This window comes from Saccharopolyspora sp. NPDC045941, assembly GCF_056431445.1.
Window position 1 is genome coordinate 38,498 of record NZ_JBWKKU010000063.1, and the last position, 20,580, is coordinate 59,077.

The following is a 20,580-nucleotide window of genomic DNA, read 5'->3' on the forward strand; positions in this document are numbered from 1 at the left end:
CCACCATCGACTCGGGCGGGTCAGCGTCCGGTGGCGCCGTCGATGAGTTCGCGCAGGATGTCGGCGTGCCCGGCGTGGCGCCCGGTTTCCTCGATCAGGTGGGCGAGGGTCCAGCGCAGGGACGGTGCCGGGCCGGGCCGCCCGCCCGGGCGCGGTCCGGCCGCGGCGACGTCGGGGCACGCGGCGATCGCCTCGTTCGCGCGGGCTGTGGTTTCCCGGTAGGCGAGGAGGACGTCGTCGGCGCTTTCGTCCGGTTCCGGCCGGAAGGTCGCTGCCCAGTCGGTGACCGGATCGCCGAGCAACCAGTGGCGTTCGACGTGGGTGAGGTGCTTGACGAGGCCGAGCAGGTTCGTTCCCGACTTCACGCCGGGCGTGCGGACCTGCGGTTCCGGGACGCCGTGCGCCTTGGCGATCACCGAGTCGCGCAGGTAGTCGAGGAAGCCCAGCAGCACGTCCTTCTCCCCGGGCCCGGTCTTCGGGGGTCCGGCGTCGCGACGGTGCTCGGCGGGGCGGTGCATCTGCGGCATGGTCGTCCTCTCAGATCGGGGGCGGGCGGAGATCAGGCCGCCGTCCGGCGAATGACCAGCACGTTGTCGACGACGGTCGCGGTCTGGCCGCCCGGTCCCGTCGCGTGCCGCCGGGGCATGTCCGCGCGCTCGACGCGCCACCGGGCCGGGTCGAGGGCCAGCTCGGCGGACACCTCGTCCGGCCTGGGGTAGTGGAGCCCGGGGTCCTGGTTCCAGGTCCAGGGCGCCGTGGAGCCGTGGTCGACGACCACGAGCCGCCCGCCGAGGCGCAGCGCGTGCGCGGCGGTGCGCAGAACCCGGACCCGGGGCAACGCGAACGGCGTCTGGAAGTACTGGGCGGACACCAGGTCGAAGCCGCCCGCGGGGAAGTCCTCCGCCAGGTCCACGCATTCCACGGACATCATCGCGTCCAGGCCGCGTGCCTGGGCGTTCTCGGCGAGGCGACGCACGGCGTTGGCGGAAATGTCGACCGCGGTCACCCGCCACCCGCGACCGGCCAGCCAGAGCGCGTCACCGCCGGCCCCGCAGCCCAGGTCCAGGGCGGTGCCCGGGGTGAGGTCCCCGACGATCTCGGCCAGCACGGGATTCGCCCGGCCGGTCTGGGCAGGCCGGGGATCGCGGTAGAGCTCGTCCCAGAAGCGGGCGGCGTCGACGCCCGGCGCCGTGCCGGTGGAATCCTGGCCCATTGTCGGTTTCTCCCTCGTGCCGGTCATCGGGTACGGCAACCACCCTCGCGCGCAACCGGCACCGATTGCACGGAACCTTGCCGAACCGGCAAGACTGGGGGCATGAGCGAGGAACTAGAGGACGTGCTGGACGCGGTCGGGCCACGGCTGCGCACGCTGCGCAGGCAACGCGGCAGCACCCTGGCGGATCTCGCGGCGAGGACCGGGATCTCGGAGAGCACCCTGTCCCGCCTGGAAAGCGGGCATCGGCGGGCGAACCTGGAGCTGCTGCTACCGCTGGCCCGCGCCTACGACGTCCCGCTCGACGACCTCGTCGGCGCTCCCCGCACCGGTGACCCGCGGATCCACCTGCACCCGATCCACCGCCACGGCATGACCTTCATCCCGCTCACCCGCAGGCCCGGCGGGGTGCACGCGTACAAGATGCTCATCCCGAGCCGCGCCGAGCCGGCCGAACCCACCCCGCAGACCCACAGCGGCTACGAGTGGCTCTACGTCCTCAATGGACGGTTGCGGCTGGTGCTGGGCGAACGGGATCTGATCCTTCCGCCGGGCGAGGCCGCGGAGTTCGACACCACGCTGCCGCACTGGCTGGGGTCGGCAGACGGGCGCGCGGTCGAATTGCTCATCCTGTTCGGACTGCAAGGCGAACGCGTCCACGTCCAGCCGCGCACCCGGTGAACCCGGCAGCGCCGCGGTGCCGGTGACGCCGCCCGATCGCGACCCGCCGGAGCTCGGCAGGAACCTCCGATCTCGCCTGGAATCGGGAGGTTCCTGCCGCGCCGGGCGGATCAGGCCTCCGGGGATTCGGCCGTGGCGTGGTCGTAGTAGCCGAGGACTCCGCGGGCTCCGTGGAGGGCGAAGTCCGCTTCCGGGGTCGCCGGTTTTCCCGCCGTTTCGATGATTTCGCGCAGCGTCACGTTCACCAGGTCGTCGAGCGCTCGCCAGCGCGCCGCCGGGTCCGCGTTCTCCCGGGTGCCCTGGGCGAAGTCGTCCTCGCTGCGGCGCAATCCCTCGCGCAGTTGCCGGATCAGCTTCATGAACGTGCCGTGGCCGCGCCCGGGCACCAGGTCGTCGGCGCGGGACGCCAGCAGGCCCGCCGTGTAGGTGATGTCCTCGACGTGGTCGCCGAGCCACTTGCGGCGCCGGTAGATGCCGCCCAGCTCCGGCCACCGCTTGCGGGCCGCCTGCCGGGACCGGCCGGTGACCGTGCTCAGGTCCGCGAGGCTCGCGCCGAGCCACACCGTTTCCGCCGCCGCGGCGGAAACGGTGCGCCCCGCCGCTTCGGCCATCAGCTCCTCCGCCTCCAGCGCCGCGCGGAGCCTGCCCAGCGCGGCCACCCGGCGCTCCTGCTCGTCGCCGAAGTCGCTGCCCTTCGGGCCCGGATCGATCGCCTCGACCGGCACCGAGTCCGCCATCTGCCGCACCAACCGCTCGGCCTCTTCCGCCGACATGTCCGACCTCCTTGTAAACCTTGGGTTCACAGTATCAGTGTAAACCCAAGGTTCACAACCGGGCCCGCGCGGGAATCAGTCGTCGTCCACGGCGAGCTCCTCCATGAGTCGCAAACCCGCGCAGAACCGTGAACCTCGGGTTCACAGCTGAATTTCTTCGGGAAATTCCGGAAATGGCCGCCGACCAGCGAAATCGGCCGCACGCAGCGCCCCGACCGAGCGCGCCGGCCGCGAAGTTTTCGCAGGTCAGAGCAAACATGAAAGTGCTGTTCACGTTTGACCGCCGGGTCCGCCGCGCGCCAGGATCGGTCATCTCGCCCGAAACCCCCGAACCGGGGTTTCTTCGTCATGCCCATTTCCAGGGCAACCGCGCAGAAGGAGCCATTGATGATCCACACCCGCGGCCTGACCCGCCGGTTCACCGTCAAACGCCGACCGGTCGACGCCGTGCGCGGCCTGGACCTCGACGTCGAGCGCGGCCAGCTGGTCGCCTTCCTCGGTCCGAACGGGGCCGGCAAGTCGACCAGCCTGCGGATGCTCACCACGCTGCTGCCGCCCACGTCCGGAACGGCCACCGTCGCGGGGCACGACATCATCGCCTCCCCCGCCGCGGTGCGCGCCCGCATCGGGTACGTCGGCCAGCGGAGCAGCGCCGGCGAGAACTTCCGCGCCCGCGACGAGCTGATCACCCAGGGCCGCAGCTACGGCCTGACCCGCCACGACGCCCGGCGCCGCGCCGACGAGGTCCTCGACCTGCTCGACCTGACCCCGCTGGCGGCCCGCAAGCCGGGCACGCTCTCCGGCGGGCAACGCCGCCGCCTCGACATCGCGATGGGCCTGGTCAACCGCCCGGCTCTGCTGTTCCTGGACGAGCCGTCCACCGGCCTCGACCCGCACAGCCGGGCCAACATCTGGGAGCACGTGCTGCGGCTGCGCGAAGAACACCGCACGACGCTGCTGTTCACCACGCACTACCTCGACGAGGCCGACAGCATGGCCGAGCGGGTGGTGATCGTCGACCACGGCCGGGTCATCGCCGACGGCACGGCCGAACAGCTCAAGGCCGACCTCGCCGGCGACCGCATCGTCATCACCGTCGCCCACGCGGACGCGGCACCGGCGGCCGAGACCGCGGCCCGGCTCGCCTCCCCCGACGCCGTCACCGTCGACGGCCAGTCGGTCCAGGTCCGGGTACCCCGTGCCGACACCGCGCTGCCGGAATACCTGCGCGCCTTCGAGGAGACCGGGATCAAGGCGATCGCCGCCGAAACCTTGCGCCCCACCTTGGACGACGTCTTCCTCGCGCTCACCGGCCGAAGCCTCCGCGAAGGCGAAGGCGAAGCCGAGTCGTGAGTGCCGGCTCCGGTTATCACCGGCTTGCGCACTCACGACACCTGAACCGAAGAAAGGACCGATCGATGCACTTCTTCCGCGACACCGCAACGGTTTTCGCCCGGGAGTTCACCCCGGCGCTGCGCGAGCCGATGGTGATCCTGTTCAGCATGGCGCAGCCGGTGCTGTTCCTGTTCCTCTTCGGGCCGCTGCTGGCCGGCACCTCCGGGTTCGACGCCGCGCCGTGGCAGTGGTTCGTGCCGGGCATCCTCGTGATGATGTGCCTGTTCGGCCCGATGATGGCCGGTTACAACCTGCTGGTCGAGCTCGGCGGCGGCTCGCTGGAGCGGATGCTGGTGACGCCGCTGAACCGCTCGGCGATGCTCGTGGGGCGAACGCTGAAGGAGTTCGCCCTGCTGCTGGTGCAGGCGGTGCTGCTCATCGCGCTGTCCGTGCCGCTGGGCTTCCAGCTGCACCCCACCGGGGTGCTCGCCGGGCTGGCCCTGCTGCTGGTGTTCGGCGTCGGGCTCGGCGCGCTGTCGTTCGTGCTGGCGATCGCCTCGCACCCCGGCGGCGAGCTGTTCTACGCGATCACTCAGCTCGTGCTGTTCCCGTTGCTGCTGCTGTCCGGGGTGCTGCTGCCGATGGACTTCGGCCCGGCGTGGCTGCAGATCATCGCGCGGTTCAACCCGGTCTCGCACATCGCCGACGCCGAGCGGGCGCTGTTCTCCGGGCAGCTCCCGGACCCGTCGGTGCCGTACGGGATCATCGCGGCGGGCGTCATCGCCGCCGCGGGCCTGTGGCTGGGAACGCGCGCCATGAAGCGCGGCATCTGAACCCGCCTCGCCTAGGCTGGGGGCAGCGCGATCCAGGAGGAGGAGCCGTGTCGGTCACCGGTGAGCAAACCGCGGAAACCCGCGTCCCCCTGCGCGATCAGGTGCGCAGGGAACTGCAGGACCGCATCGCCGATGGCCGGCTGCGCCCCGGTGACCGGATCTTCGAGCAGGAACTCGCCGCCGAGCTCGGGATCTCCCGGGTTCCGGTGCGCGAGGCGATCCGGATGCTGCAGAGCGAAGGGTTCGTCGACGTGCTGCCGCGCCGCCGGGGCGTGTTCGTCCGCGGCCTGGACCGCCAGCAGGTCAAGGAGCTGTTCGAGGTCCGCGAGGCGCTGGAGGTCTACGCCGCCCGGCTGGCCTCCGAGCGCGCCGAGGCCGAGGAAGTGGCGCAGCTGGCCGACCTGGCCCGCAGGGCGCGCGAGGCGCACGAGGCCGGTGACGTCAACGCGATGTCCGACGCCAACGCCACCTTCCACGACACGCTCGTCGGGCTCGCGGGCAACGACCTGCTGGCGTCGATGCTGGAGCCGCTGCACAGCCGGCTGGCCTGGCTGTTCCGGATGAACCTCGAACCCGAGCGGGTCTGCACCGAGCACGAGGCGCTCCAGGCCGCGATCGCCGCCGGCGACGCGGACCGCGCCGCGGAGGTGGCGAAGCAGCACGTCCTGTCCAGCCGCCAGATGGTCCTGGAACGCATGCTCTTCTGACCGGCTCAGCGCCGCATTCACACCGCTCGGCAACACCGGAGTTCATCGACAGGCTCGCCGGAACGCTCCTCGGCGGCCTCCGCCCCGCGAACCGCTGACCCCGCGCGGCACTCGTCGGAGATTTCCGCACACCGGATCCCCTTGTGCCACAACGGCACGGGGGATCCGGTGCGTTTGCCGGGAAAACCGCGCCCGGCGAAGATTTCGGTATCCGAACGACCCCGACCAACTCTTGACCAGTGGTTCACCTGGGCCTACCTTACGTATACATATTCTTATACTTCCACATCGTGGAATAAATAGGAAATTCAAGGTAGCCGAATGTTTCAATGTGGAAACCCGGGAGCAGCCTTATGACCGCGACGGACGACCGAACTGCCACGGATCCGCCCGGCTCCGCCAGCACCACTCTGTACAGCTACGACCTCGCCCCGACGAAGAAGGAGGGGCGCCGCTGGGGCGCCTACAACGTCTTCACGCTCTGGGCCAATGACGTGCACAGCCTCGGCAACTACGCCTTCGCCATCGGCCTGTTCGCGCTCGGGCTGAGCGTATGGGGCATTCTACTGGCATTCGTGCTGGCCTCGGTGCTGTTGTTCCTGCTCCTGACGCTGTCCGGCTACATGGGCCACAAGACCGGCGTGCCCTTCCCCGTCATGAGCCGCATCGCGTTCGGCACCAAGGGCGCGCGGATCCCGGCCGCCGTCCGCGGCATCGTCGCGATCGCCTGGTTCGGCATCCAGACCTACCTCGCGTCCGCCGTGCTCAACGCCCTCCTGGTGGCCATGTTCCCCAGGCTGCAGGTGCTGGAGACGACGTCCGCGCTGGGGCTTTCGACGCTCGGCTGGATCACCTTCCTCGCGCTGTGGGCCGTCCAGGTCCTCATCGTCAGCTACGGCATGCACGTGATCCGCAAGTACATGGCGATCGCCGCGCCGACGACCCTCATCACGATGTGCGCGCTGGCGATCTGGATGTTCGTCCGCGCAGGCGGTTCCATCTCGATCTCCACCACGCAGCCGCTCACCGGCGGCGCGATGTGGCTGCAGATCCTGCAGGGCGCCGCGCTCTGGGTCGTGATCTACGGGACCTTCGTGCTGAACTTCTGCGACTTCACGCGCTCGGCCAAGAGCCGGAAGTCGATCATCGGCGGCAACCTGATCGGGATTCCGGTGAACATGCTCTTCTTCGCCGGCATCGTCGTCGTCCTCAGCGGCGCGCAGTTCAAGCTTGACGGCCGGGTGATCACCAGCCCGACCGACATCGTGCAGACGATCCCCAACCTGATCCTGCTCGCGAGCGCCTCGGTCGCGCTGATCATCCTGACGATCGCGGTGAACCTGATGGCGAACTTCGTGGCGCCGATCTACGTGCTCGTGAACCTCTTCCCGCAGAAGCTGAACTTCCGGCGGGCCGGGTTGGTCAGCGCCGTCATCGGCCTCGTCATCCTGCCGTGGAACCTCTACGACAACCCCGTCGTGGTGAACTACTTCCTCGGCGGCCTCGGCGCGCTGCTCGGCCCGATCTTCGGCGTGATCATGGCGGACTACTGGCTGCTGCGGAAGGCCCGCGTCAACGTCCCGGACCTCTACACCGAGAACCCGGACGGCGAGTACCACTACCGCAACGGCTACAACCCCAAGGCGGTCTGGGCGTTCGTGCCCGCCGCCGCGATCTCGGTCATCGTGGCGCTGGTGCCCGTCTTCGAGGTCGTCGCCGGGTTCTCCTGGTTCGTCGGGGCGATCCTCGGCGCGGCCATCTACGCCGTCATCGGCGATCGCAAGCCGGAATTCCACGACGTCGACGGCGAAGCCATCGCCGTGGCCGCCGAGTGACCAGCTAGTCCGTGAGGGGAAACATGAGGATCGTCGTCGCCAACGTCAACACGACCGAGGCGGTCACCGAGGCAATCCGGCAGCAGGCCGTGAAAGCAACCTCCGACACCACCGAGATCATCGCGGTGACACCGGATTTCGGGGCCGGCTCGGTGGAGGGCAACTTCGAGAGCTACCTGGCGGCGGTGGCGGTGATGGACCGCGTCAGCCGGCTCGAAGAACCCTTCGACGCGGTGGTGCTGGCGGGCTTCGGCGAGCACGGCAAGGAAGGGCTCGCGGAGCTGTTCGACGTGCCGGTCGTCGACATCACCGAGGCCGCCGCGCACACGGCGTGCCTGATCGGCCGCCGCTACGCGGTGGTCACCTCGCTGCGCCGCACGCTCGGCCAGATCCACGACCGCCTCCAGCTGATCGGCCTGACGGGCCGGTGCGCGGCGCTGCGCGCCGCCGAGATCCCGGTGCTGGAGCTGGAGGCCGACGAGGACCGGGCCGCCACGCGCATCGTCGAGGAGGCGCGGCTGGCGGTGGAGGACGACGGCGCCGACGTGATCCTGCTCGGCTGTGCCGGAATGGCGGGGCTCGCGGAGCGGGTCGAGGCGGAGGTCGGCGTCCCGGTCGTCGACGGGGTCGCCGCGGCGGTGAGCCTGGCGGAGGCCCTGGTGAACCAGAACCTCACCACCTCCAAGCGCGCCTACCCCACGCCGCAGCCCAAGCCCCTCAAGGGCTGGCCGCTGGGGTGAGCGTCCGGCCGTCCACCGCGCCCCGGGATCACGGCGCGCGGTGGACGGCCAGCTCGACTCCGTCGGCCAGCCGGTAGGGCCTGGTCTCCACGAGGGTTCCGTGCAGGCGGCGCAGCCGCGACACCTCCGCGCGGACGGTGACGAGGTGCTCGGAGTCGCCGAACAGGGCCCGGCTGAGCGCCTGCGCGGTGAGGCCGGCGGGGCCGGCGGAGTGCAGGAGCGCGAAGATCTCGGCGTGCCGCCTGGTCAGCGGGCGGTGCCATTCGGCGTCGCCGGAGCGCAGGCGCAGCATCGGCGAGCCGGACAGGTCGAGGTCGAGCAGCACCGCCCGCCCGCGGTCCGACGGCCGGATCAGCCAGCCGTCCACCAGCCGCTCGGGCAGGCAGGCACCGACGCCGGGAACCGCGATGACCTGCCCGTCGGCCGGCGCGGCGATCCGGTCCCCCACCGCGATGCCCGAGCTGTGCGCGACCCAGCCGTCGTCGTCGACCAGCAGCGCCGGCCCGGCGGCCGCGGCCAGCAGCGGCTCGGCCGACCGCCGCAGCCGTTCCAGGCCCTGCCGATGGCCGCGCCAGAGCTGGGACTCGGCGAGCCGTCGCGCCGTCTCCACCAGGGCGCCGATCGCCGGGTGCAGCGTCAGGGCGGGCCCGCTGACGTCGACGACGCCCAGCAGCGCGCCGGTGCGCGGGTCGTGGATCGGCGCGGCGGTGCAGTACCACGGATGCTGGCCCTGCTCGAAATGCTCGCCCGCCAGCAGCTCGACCGGCGCGGCCTCGGCCAGCGCGGTGCCGATCGCGTTGGTGCCCACGTTCGCCTCGGTCCACTCGGCTCCCGGGCGGAAACCGAGGTCCTCGGCCCGGCGGCGGACCGGCGACGCGCCCTCCTGCCAGAGGATGACGCCCTCGGCGTCGGTGACCACCAGCAGCAGCGGCGAGGCGTCGGACACCGCCCCGATCACCTGCCTGAGTTCGCCGATGACGTTCCGCAGCGGCGAATCGTGCCGCCGCCGCGCGAGTTCCTCCTCGGCGAGGGCGGCGCGGACGTTGCGCCCGTCTGCGGTGAGGCCGAGCCCGAGCACGCGCGACCAGGAACGGGAGACGAGGGCGCGTGGGCGCAGTTGCGGCCGGCTTCCGGAGATGACGGCGTCGTGCATCCGCACCAGGTCGCGGGCGTAGTCGGGTAGGTGCCGACCCGGCGGGACAGCGTGCGGAACGCTCACCTGTCCACCTCCCGCGCCATCGCTCTCGCGGCGATGATATGTGGCACCGGTCACCGCACGCGATAGCCGGAGCGGATTGCAATTCGCTGCAACCCTTGCCGACCACTCCGAACGAGGAGTGTGCTCTGCGTTACTCGACAACTGGGATGACAGGGAGTTGCGATGACGCAGACGATCGACCCGGTGGCACGGCCCGGCTCCCCGCAGGAGCGCGTCGATGCCTGGCTGAATCGTTTCGAGTCCGCGCTCGCGGCCGGCGACGCCCGGCAGGCCGCCGAGATGTTCGCCGCCGACAGCTACTGGCGGGACCTGGTGTCGTTCACCTGGAACATCAAGACCGTCGAGGGGCGCGAGGGCATCGCGCACATGCTGGAGTCCTGCCTGGCCCACACCGCCCCCGCCGGCTTCCGCACCACGGAGGCCCCGGTCGAGTCGGCGGGCGTCATCGAGGCGTGGATCGAGTTCGAGACGGCCGGCGGCCGCGGGAAGGGACATCTCCGGCTGACCGAGGAGGGCGGCTGGACGCTGCTCACCAGCCTGCGCGAGCTCAAGGGATTCGAGGAACCGCAACGCGAACGACGCCCGAAGGGCGCCCACCACGGGACACTCAGGGGACGTCGTTCCTGGGCCCAAGAACGCGACCGCGAGCAGGCCGAGCTCGGACGCGAGCAGCAGCCCTACGTCGTCGTCATCGGCGGCGGGCAGGGCGGTATCGCGCTGGGCGCGCGGCTCCGCCAGCTCGGCGTGCCCGCCCTCGTCCTCGAACGCAACGCCCGCGCCGGGGATTCGTGGCGCAAGCGCTACAAGAGCCTGTGCCTGCACGACCCGGTCTGGTACGACCACCTGCCGTACCTGCCCTTCCCCGACAACTGGCCGGTCTTCGCGCCCAAGGACAAGATCGCCGACTGGCTGGAGATGTACACGCAGGTGATGGAGGTCCCGTACTGGACGGGGTCCGAGGTCACCTCCGCCAGCTGGGACGAAGCCACCGAGCAGTGGACCGTCGTGGTCGACCGCGACGGCGAGGCGATCACCCTCACGCCCCGGCAGCTCGTCTTCGCCACCGGCATGTCCGGCAAGCCGAACATCCCGTCGTTCCCGGGGATGGACCTCTTCCAGGGCGATCAGCACCATTCCTCGCAGCACCCCGGCCCCGACTCCTACGCGGGCAAGCGGGCGGTCGTGATCGGCTCCAACAACTCCGCCCACGACATCTGCGCCGCGCTGTGGGAGCACGGCGCCGCGGTCACCATGGTGCAGCGCTCCTCCACGCACATCGTCAGGTCCGAATCGCTGATGGACATCGCCATGGGCGACCTCTACTCCGAGCGCGCGGTGAGCTCGGGGATGACCACCGACAAGGCCGACATGGTCTTCGCGTCGCTGCCGTACCGGATCATGCACGAGTTCCAGATCCCGGTGTACAAGCAGATCCGGGAGCGCGACGCGGACTTCTACGACCGGCTGGAGAAGGCCGGGTTCCTGCTCGACTGGGGCGACGACGAATCCGGGCTGTTCATGAAGTACCTGCGCCGCGGCTCCGGCTACTACATCGACGTCGGCGCCTCCGAACTGGTCGCCGACGGCGAGATCGCCCTCGCCCACGGCAAGGTCGACCACCTCACCGCCGACGGCGTCGTGCTCGCCGACGGCACCGAGCTGCCTGCCGACGTGGTCGTCTACGCGACCGGGTACGGCTCGATGAACGGGTGGGTGGCGGACCTGGCCGGCCAGGAGATGGCGGACAAGGTCGGCAAGTGCTGGGGCCTGGGTTCGGGCACGACGAAGGACCCCGGGCCGTGGGAGGGCGAGCAGCGCAACATGTGGAAACCCACGCAGCAGCAGGGCCTGTGGTTCCACGGCGGGAACCTGCACCAGTCCCGGCACTACTCCCTCTACCTCGCCCTGCAGCTCAAGGCCAGGTACGAGGGCATCCCGACGCCGGTCTACGGCCTGCAGGAGGTGCACCACCTGTCCTGACCTGCGCGGGGCGCCTCCGCCCGCCGGAGGCGCCCCGCGGACGGCTAGGCGCGTTCGGCTTCGTACTTCTTGGCCATGTGGGCCACCGCGTCGTGCTGGGCCTGGGCGTGGCCTTCCCGCCTCGCGCTCGCCCGCGCCTTTGCGTCCAATGTGGGCTGATGCTGCCCCTGGAAGACGGGCACCACGTGCTGGGCGATCAGTTCGTAGGAGCGCTTCGTCGCCGCCGGGTTCGCCCACTCGTGCGCCATCAGCAGCATCGCGCCGAATCCGCCGGACTGGTCCACCAGCCGCTGCACCTGCTCCGCCGCGTCCTCCGGGGTGCCGATCACGCCGACGCCCGAATCGCGGATGAACGCGATCATCTCCCCCACGTCGCCGCCCGACACGTGCATCTGCGGGAAGGCCGCGATCTTCTGGAAGTACTCGAACCAGTCCTCGATCCCGTGCTCGACGTCCCGGTACGCCTGCTCCCGCGTCTCGGCGACGTGCATCAGGCCGACCAGCCGCCACGCCTCGCGATCCACCTCGGTGCCGAAGGCCTCGGCGCGCTCGGTCACGATGCCCCAGTGGTACCCCAGGGCGTCGAAGCTCTCGACGGTGAGCGTCGCGCCGATCGACAGCAGCCCGATGCCGTGCCGCCCGGCCAGCCGGGGACCGGTCGGAGACGCCACCGCGGCCACCGTCACGTCGAACAGCGGATCCGAGTAGGGCCGCAGCTGCAGGCACGCGTCGACGAGGTTGTGCGTCCGGGTCTGCGCGGTGACCGCTTCGCCGCGCAGCAGGCGCAGCACGATGTCGAGGTTCTCGTCGAGCAGCTCGCGGGTCTCGGTCGGGTTGAGGCCGATCATCGCCGAATCCGTGGGCAGCGAGCCGGGCCCGACGCCGAGCATGACCCGGCCGCGCGTCAGGTGGTCCAGCAGCACCATCCGGTCCGCCACCCACAGCGGGTTGTGGTACGCCAGCGAGATCACGCCGGTGCCGAGCCTGATGTGCCGCGTCCGCTCGGCCGCCGTGGCGATAAAGATCTCCGGCGAGGCGATCAGCTCGCTGCCCGCCGAGTGGTGTTCGCCGATCCACGCCTCGTCGTAGCCGAGCGCGTCGAGGTGCTGGATGAGTTCGAGGTCGCGGTGCAGTGCCAAGGTGGGGTTCTGGCCCGCGGTGTGGAAGGGGGCCAGGAAAACACCGAAACGCAGCTTGCTCACGCCTACCTCCTGGGTAGCCCGGGATGCCTTCCCCAGTGCACTAAAGTCGCCCGCGGTCTGCAATCGCCCGACCGGACCGGCCGGAATAGCCTGCGCCTATCGGTTCGTTAGGCGTGCCGTACTTGTCGTACCCACCGGTCGGTGATTCATTCGGTGCACAAAGCCGGTTTTCCGCTGTCCGCCGGTCCGAAGTGGACGACAAGGAGATCGAGAGTGCCCGCAGCCGACCGGCCCGCCGCCGGTACCCCGTTCCCCGTCCGGCTGGCCGAACTCGCCGCCGCCGAACCCGACCGCGCCGCGCTGACCTGCGAGGACACCACGCTCACCCGGGCCGAGCTGGAATCCGAGTCGAACCGGCTGGCCCGCGACCTGCTGGCGCGCGGAGTGCGGCACGGCGACTTCGTCAGCATCGTGCTGCCCAACGGGGTGCCGTTCGTGCTCGCTGAGATCGCGGCCTGGAAGGTCGGCGCGGTGCCCCAGCCGCTGAGCCCCAAGCTCCCGGCCGGCGAACTGGCGGAGATCATCGCGCTGACCGAGCCGGCGCTGGTGATCGGCGACGTCGAACCCGAGCTGACCGGCGGGCGCCCGGTGCTGCCCGCGCGGTTCCGCTCCGCCCAGCAGGACGACGGGCCGCTGCCGGCGGCGGTCTCCCCCGCGTGGAAGGCACCGACGTCCGGCGGCAGCACCGGGCGGCCCAAGGTGATCGTCGCGGGGCGGCCCGCGCTGGTGGAGGACGTGGAACCGTCCGCGGACAGCTTCGGCATCGAGCCCGGCGGCGTCGCGCTGGTGCCGTCCCCGGTGTCGCACAACGCGCCGAACATGTCCGTGGCCATGGGGCTGCTGCGCGGCAACCACGTGATCCTGATGCGCCGCTTCGACGCCGCCGAGACGCTGCGGCTGATCGGCGAGCACAAGGTGACCTGGCTGTACGTGGTGTCGACGATCCTGGCCCGGATCTCGAAGCTGCCCGCGGAGGTGCGCGACGCCGCCGACATGTCGAGCCTGCGCGCCGTCTTCCACACGGCGGCGCCGGTGCCGGTGTGGCTGAAGCGGCAGTGGATCGATTGGGTCGGGCCGATCGTGCGCGAGCTGTACGCGGGCACCGAGGCGCAGGCCGCCACGTTCATCACCAGCGAGGAGTGGCTGGCGCACCCGGGCTCGGTCGGCCGGGTGCTGCGCGGCGAGATGGAGGTGCGCGACGCCGAAGGCCGGGTCCTGCCGCCGGGCCGGGAGGGCAAGGTGTGGATGCGCACGGCGGCGGACGTCGATCCGACGTACCGGCTGCTGGGCGGGCGGGCGCAGGTCGACGGGGAAGGCTGGGAATCCCTCGGCGACATCGGCTGGTTCGACGAGGACGGGTACCTCTACCTCGGCGACCGGGAGACGGACATGATCCTGGTGGGCGGCGCGAACGTGTACCCGGCGGAACTGGAAGCGGCGCTGGCGCTGCACGACGCGGTGGTGGACAGCTGCGTGATCGGCCTGCCCGACGACGATCTCGGCAACGTCCCGCACGCGATCGTCCACCCGCGCCGCCCGGTGACCGAGGAGTCGCTGCTGGAACACCTCCGCACCCTGGTCGCGCCCTACCGCCTGCCCCGGAGCTTCGAGTTCGTCGCGGACCCGCTGCGGGACGAAGCGGGCAAGATCCGCCGCTCCCGCCTCCGAGCCGAACGCCTGCCGTAATCGCCCACCCCTCCGGACAACACCGCCCAAAGCACAGACAGGTGCGAACACCTCCCACAGTTTCAATGGAAACCGCAGACCACCGGCATGTCACCCCACGGCATGCCGACACCTGGGGACAACTCCCCCACAGTTTCAATGGAAACTGCGGACCACCGGCGTGTCGGCACACGACACACCGGCACCGGGGTTGAGTAGCAGCGGTACAGCCGTTAGCGCTAAGCCAAGATCCGCAGGTCAACGGGCATCGTCTACGGTTCGGCCTCGTGCCCGTGGAGTTTCTGACCGATGAGCAGGCCGAGTCCTACGGGACGTTTGCCCAAGAGCCGACCCGCCCGAAGCTGGAGCGGTTCTTCTTCCTCGACGACGAGGACCGCAGGCTGATCGGTAAACGCCGTGGTGATCATTCGCGCCTGGGCTTCTCCCTCCAGATCTGCACCGTCCGCTACGTCGGCTTGTTCCTCCAGGACCCGCTCGCGGTGCCGTGGCCGGTGGTGGAGTACCTCGCCGAGCAGTTGGGGATCCGCGACGCGTCGTGCGTGAAGAAGTACACCGAGCGGCAGATGACGGCCTACGAGCACGCCTGGGAGATCCAGGAGGTGTTCGGCTACCACGCCTACGACGACCGCGAGTGGGGTCGCAAGTTCCGCACGTTCCTCTACGGCCGGGCCTGGACCCACGCCGAGGGGCCAGTGGCGTTGTTCAACCACGCGGTGGCCTGGCTGCGCCGGCACCGGATGCTGCTGCCGGGGGTGAGCGTGCTGGCCCGGCAGATCTCTGCCGCGCGCACCGCCGCCGAGGACCGGTTGCACTCCTCGGTCGCCCGTGCCGCCTACCGGGCGGACCCGGCGTTGCCGCTGGCGCTGGTCGGGCTGTTGCCGGTGCCGGAGGGTTCACGACGCTCGGAGCTGGAGCGGCTGCGTCGGCCGCCGACCCGGTCGACGGGCACCGCGATGGCCAAGGCGCTGGACCGGGTCAACGAGATCTCCGGGTTCGGGTTGGGCCGAGTGAACCTGTCGCGGGTGCCGATCAACCGGCTGGCCACCCTGGCCCGCTACGGCATGGCCAGCAAGGCCGCCGCTCTGGAACGGGCTCCCGAGCCACGGCGCACGGCGTTGGTGACCGCAGTGGTGCGCAACCTGGAGGCTCAGGCGATCGACGACCGCTGGACCTGTTCGCGCTGCTGATGGCCACCCGGCTGCTGTCGCCGGCCAAGCGGGCGACCGACAAGGAGCGGCTGGCGAACCTGCCGCAACTGGAACGAGCGTCCCGAACGCTCAACCACGTTTCCGGGACGTTGGTGCGGCTGCTGGAGCAGGCCGATGCCGACGGGGTCGCGTTGGACCCGCCACTGGTGTGGTCGGTGTTGGAGGAGATCGCGCCCCGCGACAAGATCACGGCGGCGATGGCGATGGTCGAGAAGCTGGTGCCCGTCGATGACGGGTCGGCCGAGATCGCGCTGCGCAAGGCCCTGACAGCCCGCTACAACACGGTCCGGCCGTTCCTAGCGTTACTGGGCGAGTCCGAGGCGTTGGCCGCCGCGCAGGGTGGGCGGCAGATCCTGGCGGCGGTGCGTACGTTGCCGAGGCTGGCCCGACGCAAGGGCGCCTCGAAATCACCGCCGGTCAAGGACATCGACGTCGATCTGGTGCCGCGCTCGTGGAAACCGGTGGTGTTGGCCAACCCCGCGCTGCCTGCCGGCGCGGTGGACCGGGACGCCTACGTGGTGTGCGTGCTGGAGCAGCTGCACCGGGCGTTGCTGCGCCGCGACGTCTACGCCACCCCGTCCAACCGGTGGGCTGATCCTCGTGCCCGGCTGCTGGACGGACCACACTGGGAGGCGGGCCGCCCCAATGTGCTGGCCGGGCTGAGCCTGGACATGCCCGTGACCGAGCATCTGGCCGAGTTGACGCGGGGGCTGGACGCGGCGTGGCGGCAGATGGCCGACCGGATGGCCGAGGCTGGGGAAGACGCCAAGGTCGAGGTCGTCGTCCCGCCCGAGGGCGGCCGGGCGCGGTTGAGCGTGGACAAGCTCGGCGCGGTCGACGAGCCGGCGTCGCTGACCTGGCTGCGCAAGACGACCGCAGCGATGCTGCCGCAGATCGACTTACCGGACCTGCTGTTCGAGGTGCACTCCTGGACCGGGTTCCTGGACGCCTTCACCCACGTCTCCGAAGGCGACTCGCGCCTGGCAGGCCGCAGTCGCCGTCCTCGACACCGTCGCGGCCTTCCGGCCAGGCGCGGTTTCCGACTACTTGATCGGCGTTTACGAGCGTTCCACCCTCGCCGCCGGCTACCGGCCGCTGGACAAGCCCGACATCGACGTGGCCACTGCGAGCCCGCTACCTGCCCGCAGATGCGGAAACCGTCATATTGCTGGGTCGGCTTGGTGGTTGATCGAGGGGTAAGCAGCCAGGAGGCGCGGTACAAGACGTTCTTGCCCGAAACCGAGGGAGTCACGCTCGGGAAGCGCGTCGGGCGAGAACCAGCGGAAATCGATGGCCTTCCCACGAGGACATGGGTCACCCGACATGACGCAGGTGTAAGTGAGGGCGACGGCATGCTTGCGGGGGTCGAAGAACTCGCCGGTGTCAGGATCGGGAAAGTACTCCACCACTTCCTTCAGATTCAGGGTGTCGAGGTCGAGTGAAACCCGGTCACCCAGCGCCCAATCGAAGACCCTCTCGACGGCGTCCGGCAGTGGTTCGCCGTGTTGGACTCCGCCGCCCACGAGGCACCATCGACGGCGGCCCCAGAAGGTGTCGCGGAGTATTAATCCCACCAAGCGCTCCGGCCCCGGGTGGATCGGCAACACGTCGATGCACAGGATCGGGATCTTCTTGGTGATTTCGTCGTATTCGGCCTCGGGAATCCACTTTCCCTTGGCGGAAGAATTGCTGCTCATAACATCATTCCTCGATGAGTGTTCTTGCCGGAAGCCATGCAGCGGGAACGCCAATGTCCACAGAAGACACCGGAACGAGGGTGGCCGGACCCTGTTCGTTGAGCAGTGGCCCGATGGGGATTTCCTGCTCTGCCGGGCCCGCCTCGGTTCGCGTGCTCCGGATCCGGCGCTCGATGGCGGCTTTGATCTCGTCAGTCCTCAGCTTCAACGGGCCGACCCAGCAGGGCAGGCGCTGCTCGGTCTTGGCTTCGTCGCAAGGGAGTTTTTCGACCCAGCAGCCGCTCGGGGTTAGGTACGTGTACCGCTCGGCTTCGGTAGGATGCATCGGTACGACACCGACTGCCGGAACGGCGGCCTGCGCGATCTTCTCCGCGTCCCGGACGGACACCACATTGTCGCCGAGGAGGACCTGGACCTCAGGCGAGGTGACAAGTCGAAGACCCGTGAGGAGCGCGTCTCCTGGTCCATTCGGCTGACGCTGGAGGACGATTTCTGCCGGGAGGTCGCCCAGCACTTGGCAGAGGGGCAGCGCGTTTTCCGGGGCGGCGACGATCACGATCCGCCCACTTGAGACGCGCAACGCTGTCCGGACGAGCCGGCGGATGAGAGGTTCGCCATCAACGATGATCAACGGCTTGAAATAAGGCGGTGTGATGTCCTTGAGTCTGCTACCGCGTCCGGCGGCAAGGATTACGACATCCATACCGTGCTGATCTCCTTGATCAACTCTGTCTCGGCCTGGTCGCGGAAATGCACTAGTTTCCACGTGCTTCCTTCGGTGACCTTGACGCCCAGGTCGTAGTTGTCGTCGACGTATACGCCACCCGCAGGGGAAATCCCGTCAAGCGCTCTCCGTTTGCCCATGCTGTCCAGATCGGTTCCGGCCAGGAACCCGCTCAATGACGGATCGGCGGAGTCAAGCGTTCTCTGCACGACTTCGCGTGTGCCGGAGGTGATGAACTTGACGGTCCATCCGCAGGAGTGCAACGCGCGGGCGGCTTCAGCGCCCGCGAGTGTGGTGACCCTGCTCCTGCTGAGTAAGTCGAGGTGAGACTGGGTTTTTTGATCGTGGACAGCTTGGGCGCGCAGGAGATCTCCCCCGCAGCGCTCGGGAAGCCAAGTGCGCCATGTACTGCCCCAGAGTTGGTCGGGCAACTCAATGCCGACCTCGGCATAGGCTCGCCGTACGATCTCTCGGGTGTCGACCAGTACCCCGTCGATGTCGAACACCACTACAGCCGACATGTCGCCGCTCCAATCAAGCTGTCCACGCATTCCTCCAGGAGGTGCTTCGCCTTCCGAGCCGAGACGTAAACCATCGAACGAAGGAGGTGTACGATTCCGAAGTACAGAGCGGCTATCAGGTCGTCGTGCGCTAGTCCCGTCATCGAAATGATCATATCGAGCGGGACGTCGTCGGGCGCTGGTAGTTCGTAAGTCACCCGCTCGTATCCCACGCAGGACTGGAAAATTCGGCCGATATCCAGGGCGATCACGTCGGGAAGGCCTGGGGTCGACGGGATCGGATCGATCAAGATCATCGAACCGTCGCGAGCGAAAAGAACGTTGTCGAATATCGGATCCCCATGGGTGAGGCCCCGGGAAAGTCGATCCCATTCTATTCGGTCGCGAAGTTGATCGAATACGTCTCTCCTGCGCCCGGTCAACGGTGCCGTGATGGGGGACAGTCGATCGGCATGTGCCGATTCGTCGAATTCAGCCTCTGGCGTCTGGCGCCAAAAACTGGCTTGCAGCAGCCGGACGATGGATGTCGCAAGCTTCCGGCCGTCGAGCAGTTCAAGAGGGATCGTGTCGAGCCGGTCCATGGTGTATCCCCACCGCGAGTTGTTCCGGAAAACACCGCGGACCGTCGGTAGGGCTTGATTGCTGTGTCGTAGAATCCATTCACCTTGAGCGACAACGCGGCTGCCAAGCGCGGTGTTCGGCGGGCCGTACTTAACTATCTGATCTTGGGATTTCGGTGCGATGTCCGCGCCCGATCGGCCCCGCTGGTCCGGCACACGGCAACGCAGCTCCGGTCCTGGTGAGCTTGATGACCCGTAAGTCTCCATAATTCTACGTACTGATGCTGGCTCGTGTGCTGCGGTGTTCAATTACGGCTCCATGCTTGCGGAAGCAGATGTCCGAGATTCGCTGAGGATTTTCTGTTCGGTCGCGGGTAAGTAGGTCGGCTTGCGTATCCCGAGTCACTGGAGTTTTAGTCCTGGTTCCAGCCTGCTGCCCGGTGTCTGTCTTTCGACTATTTCAAAGTTCCGGGCGGTCGCCAGCAAAGTCTTGTCTTGCTACCCCTCTGTGCTCGTTCCGTTGCCCCTTCTTACTCGGATCGTCGATGGGGCAGCGGCCGCAGCATCACCATCCGGCTCATCGGCTACCAACCCAGCCTGGAACGACTCTTCAGCACCTGGAACACCATCGAACGCACCCGCTTCGGCTAACCCACCACCGGTTACCAGACTTCACACCCGACCACCGCGCACCCGCGGTGGCGACCACGCCTGCCCGAACCCCGAAATCGGCGCCCAGCACCCACCCGAGCGCCACGATACCGGCCCATACGAGCCCCACAACGCCCCCCACCACTCATCGGCGTATCTCACGCGCACGCCAACGTGATCATTTCGGCTACCACCGCCCCCACAGAGACCGACTCGCTTATTTGAGGCCTAGCCCCACCATGAACCCTGATAATTCAAGATCAGTAGCACAGCCCGGTGAGCAGATGCACCAGCTTCCCGGCGGTGTCCTTGGCTCCCTTGACCGTTTTCCCGTCGAAGGCGATGATCCGCCGCCCGCTGATCGTGCTGGTACGCAGCCACATCCACGCACTGATCTTCTCGTCGAACACATAACCGGGAAGTCGTTGCAGTACACGACGGATCGTCGATTCCGACGGCGGCCGGCGACCAACAGCCGGGCCAGTGCACCCGCTGGTGCATCGGTGGCCCACTCGGCGATCGGCGTGAACGAGCGTGCCCCGGCCAGCGTGGCCGCCAGCGCAATGGCCAGCACCACCGCCCGGCGGTGCCGCACACCCCGGCGCTTGCGTGGATCGACCACGTCCGTCAACACCTCCAGCAATCCCTGGAGGACCGGCGATCCGGCGTCCGTGACGGATGCGGGCTGGGCAGGGCCTGACTCGATTCCGCCTCCTTCGGCAAGGACAGCCCAGCCTCGCTCGCCGACGCGGCCTGCTGCACCCCCGACGCCGAAACCGGCGACAGGAACCCGGCCACTCAGCCCGCCGGCTGCTGCGCCTGACCTGCGGATCTTGGCCTAGCGCTAACGGCTGTACCGCTGCTACTCAACCCCGGGCACCTGGGGACAACTTCCGCAATTTCAATGGAAATCAGAGGTTTGATTTCCATTGAGGTGATCTCAGTAAGAATCGTTTGTGGGTGCCGATCGGAAACGTGGCAGGTGATCGGCTGAGACATGCCCGGAGGAAGTGGG

At 68.9% G+C, this 20,580-nt stretch carries 19 protein-coding genes and 1 pseudogene; 9 read left to right on the forward strand and 11 right to left on the reverse strand.

Features of this window, described 5'->3' with window-relative positions:
- Nucleotides 1-20: 20 nt before the first annotated feature.
- Together AC07FN_RS36020 and AC07FN_RS36025 are read right to left on the reverse strand one after the other, a co-directional pair.
- A complete protein-coding gene (locus tag AC07FN_RS36020) occupies nt 21-527 on the reverse strand; it encodes a DinB family protein (protein ID WP_478399667.1) in 507 nt (168 codons plus the stop codon).
- Between the two features lie 32 nt (nt 528-559).
- Nucleotides 560-1,213 carry a class I SAM-dependent methyltransferase gene (locus AC07FN_RS36025; RefSeq protein WP_478399668.1) on the reverse strand — a complete coding sequence of 218 codons (654 nt, stop codon included), beginning with the start codon at nt 1,211-1,213 and terminating at the stop codon, nt 560-562.
- Between the two features lie 102 nt (nt 1,214-1,315).
- Here AC07FN_RS36025 and AC07FN_RS36030 point away from each other — a divergent pair, with 102 nt between their 5' ends.
- Complete coding sequence (locus AC07FN_RS36030; protein WP_478399669.1) at nt 1,316-1,894, forward strand: helix-turn-helix domain-containing protein; 579 nt, start codon at nt 1,316-1,318, stop codon at nt 1,892-1,894.
- A gap of 110 nt (nt 1,895-2,004) precedes the next feature.
- Here the strand turns inward: AC07FN_RS36030 and AC07FN_RS36035 are convergent, their stop codons facing one another.
- A complete protein-coding gene (locus AC07FN_RS36035; protein WP_478399670.1) occupies nt 2,005-2,667 on the reverse strand; it encodes a hypothetical protein in 663 nt (220 codons plus the stop codon).
- A gap of 387 nt (nt 2,668-3,054) precedes the next feature.
- Between AC07FN_RS36035 and AC07FN_RS36040 the strand changes: the two genes are divergently transcribed.
- The 5 genes from AC07FN_RS36040 (at nt 3,055) to AC07FN_RS36060 (ending at nt 8,117) form a co-directional block, all read left to right on the forward strand.
- A complete protein-coding gene (locus AC07FN_RS36040) occupies nt 3,055-4,020 on the forward strand; it encodes an ATP-binding cassette domain-containing protein (RefSeq protein ID WP_478399671.1) in 966 nt (321 codons plus the stop codon).
- A 65-nt stretch (nt 4,021-4,085) separates the two neighbouring features.
- Nucleotides 4,086-4,835 carry an ABC transporter permease gene (locus AC07FN_RS36045; RefSeq protein WP_478399672.1) on the forward strand — a complete coding sequence of 250 codons (750 nt, stop codon included), beginning with the start codon at nt 4,086-4,088 and terminating at the stop codon, nt 4,833-4,835.
- Between the two features lie 47 nt (nt 4,836-4,882).
- On the forward strand, nt 4,883-5,542 hold the full coding sequence (locus AC07FN_RS36050) for a GntR family transcriptional regulator (RefSeq protein ID WP_452613103.1): 660 nt from the start codon (nt 4,883-4,885) through the stop codon (nt 5,540-5,542).
- Between the two features lie 353 nt (nt 5,543-5,895).
- Nucleotides 5,896-7,377 carry an NCS1 family nucleobase:cation symporter-1 gene (locus AC07FN_RS36055; protein ID WP_478399673.1) on the forward strand — a complete coding sequence of 494 codons (1,482 nt, stop codon included), beginning with the start codon at nt 5,896-5,898 and terminating at the stop codon, nt 7,375-7,377.
- Nucleotides 7,378-7,400: 23 nt separating this feature from the next.
- Complete coding sequence (locus tag AC07FN_RS36060; RefSeq protein WP_478399674.1) at nt 7,401-8,117, forward strand: aspartate/glutamate racemase family protein; 717 nt, start codon at nt 7,401-7,403, stop codon at nt 8,115-8,117.
- Nucleotides 8,118-8,145: 28 nt separating this feature from the next.
- On the opposite strand, the gene AC07FN_RS36065 is transcribed toward AC07FN_RS36060, so the two are convergent.
- Complete coding sequence (locus tag AC07FN_RS36065; protein ID WP_478399675.1) at nt 8,146-9,336, reverse strand: sigma-54-dependent transcriptional regulator family protein; 1,191 nt, start codon at nt 9,334-9,336, stop codon at nt 8,146-8,148.
- A 162-nt stretch (nt 9,337-9,498) separates the two neighbouring features.
- Between AC07FN_RS36065 and AC07FN_RS36070 the strand changes: the two genes are divergently transcribed.
- Nucleotides 9,499-11,316, forward strand: coding sequence for an NAD(P)-binding domain-containing protein (locus AC07FN_RS36070; protein WP_478399676.1), 1,818 nt, complete (start codon nt 9,499-9,501; stop codon nt 11,314-11,316).
- 44 nt (nt 11,317-11,360) lie between these two features.
- On the opposite strand, the gene AC07FN_RS36075 is transcribed toward AC07FN_RS36070, so the two are convergent.
- Nucleotides 11,361-12,518: an LLM class flavin-dependent oxidoreductase gene (locus AC07FN_RS36075; RefSeq protein ID WP_478399677.1), complete on the reverse strand. Its 1,158-nt coding sequence runs from the start codon at nt 12,516-12,518 to the stop codon at nt 11,361-11,363.
- A gap of 213 nt (nt 12,519-12,731) precedes the next feature.
- Here AC07FN_RS36075 and AC07FN_RS36080 point away from each other — a divergent pair, with 213 nt between their 5' ends.
- Together AC07FN_RS36080 and AC07FN_RS36085 are read left to right on the forward strand one after the other, a co-directional pair.
- Entirely contained in the window at nt 12,732-14,204 is a 1,473-nt protein-coding gene (locus AC07FN_RS36080; protein WP_478399678.1) for an AMP-binding protein, read from the forward strand.
- A gap of 266 nt (nt 14,205-14,470) precedes the next feature.
- Nucleotides 14,471-15,391, forward strand: coding sequence for a DUF4158 domain-containing protein (locus tag AC07FN_RS36085; protein ID WP_478399679.1), 921 nt, complete (start codon nt 14,471-14,473; stop codon nt 15,389-15,391).
- A gap of 1,181 nt (nt 15,392-16,572) precedes the next feature.
- On the opposite strand, the gene AC07FN_RS36090 is transcribed toward AC07FN_RS36085, so the two are convergent.
- The 6 genes and pseudogenes from AC07FN_RS36090 to AC07FN_RS36115 all read right to left on the reverse strand — a co-directional run.
- On the reverse strand, nt 16,573-17,109 hold the full coding sequence (locus tag AC07FN_RS36090) for a DUF4916 domain-containing protein (RefSeq protein WP_478399680.1): 537 nt from the start codon (nt 17,107-17,109) through the stop codon (nt 16,573-16,575).
- A 4-nt stretch (nt 17,110-17,113) separates the two neighbouring features.
- Nucleotides 17,114-17,812: a nucleotidyltransferase family protein gene (locus AC07FN_RS36095; protein WP_478399681.1), complete on the reverse strand. Its 699-nt coding sequence runs from the start codon at nt 17,810-17,812 to the stop codon at nt 17,114-17,116.
- Complete coding sequence (locus AC07FN_RS36100; protein ID WP_478399682.1) at nt 17,800-18,339, reverse strand: HAD family hydrolase; 540 nt, start codon at nt 18,337-18,339, stop codon at nt 17,800-17,802. Before AC07FN_RS36100 ends, AC07FN_RS36095 begins: the two co-directional genes overlap by 13 nt.
- Before the next feature lie 2 nt (nt 18,340-18,341).
- Entirely contained in the window at nt 18,342-18,935 is a 594-nt protein-coding gene (locus AC07FN_RS36105; protein ID WP_478399683.1) for a phosphotransferase family protein, read from the reverse strand.
- 890 nt (nt 18,936-19,825) lie between these two features.
- Nucleotides 19,826-19,975 carry a hypothetical protein gene (locus tag AC07FN_RS36110; protein ID WP_478399684.1) on the reverse strand — a complete coding sequence of 50 codons (150 nt, stop codon included), beginning with the start codon at nt 19,973-19,975 and terminating at the stop codon, nt 19,826-19,828.
- A gap of 77 nt (nt 19,976-20,052) precedes the next feature.
- A pseudogene (locus AC07FN_RS36115) lies at nt 20,053-20,199 on the reverse strand (transposase family protein); the annotation flags it as partial.
- Nucleotides 20,200-20,580: the final 381 nt, after the last annotated feature.

Bases quoted from the DNA above. Each gene is read 5' to 3' on its own strand.
- AC07FN_RS36095 (WP_478399681.1), bottom strand. From the start codon at position 17,812: ATGGATGTCGTAATCCTTGCCGCCGGACGCGGTAGCAGACTCAAGGAC.
- AC07FN_RS36045 (WP_478399672.1), top strand. From the start codon at position 4,086: ATGCACTTCTTCCGCGACACCGCAACGGTTTTCGCCCGGGAGTTCACC.
- AC07FN_RS36090 (WP_478399680.1), bottom strand. From the start codon at position 17,109: ATGAGCAGCAATTCTTCCGCCAAGGGAAAGTGGATTCCCGAGGCCGAA.
- AC07FN_RS36070 (WP_478399676.1), top strand. From the start codon at position 9,499: ATGACGCAGACGATCGACCCGGTGGCACGGCCCGGCTCCCCGCAGGAG.
- AC07FN_RS36060 (WP_478399674.1), top strand. From the start codon at position 7,401: ATGAGGATCGTCGTCGCCAACGTCAACACGACCGAGGCGGTCACCGAG.
- AC07FN_RS36020 (WP_478399667.1), bottom strand. From the start codon at position 527: ATGCCGCAGATGCACCGCCCCGCCGAGCACCGTCGCGACGCCGGACCC.
- AC07FN_RS36030 (WP_478399669.1), top strand. From the start codon at position 1,316: ATGAGCGAGGAACTAGAGGACGTGCTGGACGCGGTCGGGCCACGGCTG.
- AC07FN_RS36025 (WP_478399668.1), bottom strand. From the start codon at position 1,213: ATGGGCCAGGATTCCACCGGCACGGCGCCGGGCGTCGACGCCGCCCGC.
- AC07FN_RS36055 (WP_478399673.1), top strand. From the start codon at position 5,896: ATGACCGCGACGGACGACCGAACTGCCACGGATCCGCCCGGCTCCGCC.
- AC07FN_RS36105 (WP_478399683.1), bottom strand. From the start codon at position 18,935: ATGGACCGGCTCGACACGATCCCTCTTGAACTGCTCGACGGCCGGAAG.
- AC07FN_RS36035 (WP_478399670.1), bottom strand. From the start codon at position 2,667: ATGTCGGCGGAAGAGGCCGAGCGGTTGGTGCGGCAGATGGCGGACTCG.
- AC07FN_RS36040 (WP_478399671.1), top strand. From the start codon at position 3,055: ATGATCCACACCCGCGGCCTGACCCGCCGGTTCACCGTCAAACGCCGA.